At 59.2% G+C, this 791-nt stretch carries 2 protein-coding genes; both read right to left on the bottom strand.

Features of this window, described 5'->3' with window-relative positions:
* On the bottom strand, window positions 1-617 hold a 617-nt coding region (locus B2W52_RS07520; protein WP_286802226.1), incomplete at its 3' end, for a tetratricopeptide repeat protein.
* The coding region (locus B2W52_RS07525; RefSeq protein ID WP_286802228.1) for a hypothetical protein at window positions 610-791 on the bottom strand (182 nt) is incomplete at its 5' end. The genes B2W52_RS07525 and B2W52_RS07520, both read right to left, overlap by 8 nt.

Consider the following 791-nt stretch of genomic DNA (forward strand, 5'->3'; position numbering starts at 1 on the left):
GTAACCTCGTCGAAAGCCTGTTCCGCTTCCCCGTATCGGCCATCGATAAACAACAGATCGCCGCGGCGGAATTGAGCCTCAACCCAGTATTCTGAATCCGGGTAGCGGCGGACCAGAGTATTCAGTGCATCAAGCTGCTGCGGCGTCGCGCCTCGAAGCTCCCAGGCTCTGGCAAGCTGATAATAGATCTGGTCATTGCCCTCACGCTCTGGATATTCCGACAGAAGGCGCTGGTAGGCATCGATGGCGCCGGACAGTTCATCGACAGCCGAATCCGCCATTTTCCGCTCCGCACGCTGGAATTCCAGATCGGCCAACCGATGCCTGATGGTAACCTGCTTGCGGGGATCCTCTACGAGTGGCAAAAGCGCCTTGTAACTGTCCATTACCGTTTCAATGGAAACATCTTCTGCGGGGTCGCTGACCGCCGCTGCATCGGCACTTTCCTGCCGCGTTTCGATCGCCGGAAGCGCAGCCAGTGTGCCCTCACGGACTCGCGGCATTTCTTCGCCACCGGCAGGCATCATCGACTGCAACATCTGGCAGCCACTCGCCATGACAAGGGCCCCAACCATGAGGAGGCCTTTAACAGTCCTGCCGGCCATCCGATTATTCATCACCGGCACCTGCATTTTGCGATGCGCGGAACAACTGGTCCGCCAGCCTCGCCTGGGCGTGGCGAGAGGCCAGCAGGTATCCATTAAGCTCCTGTTGCTGGGCAGCCAGCATCCGATCAACCTGCGCCAGGAGTGTTTGCCGGGCACTGCCTAATGCCTCGGACACCTCTGTTC

This window comes from Marinobacter sp. UBA2498 (assembly GCF_002341575.1).
GTDB lineage: Bacteria > Pseudomonadota > Gammaproteobacteria > Pseudomonadales > Oleiphilaceae > Marinobacter > Marinobacter manganoxydans.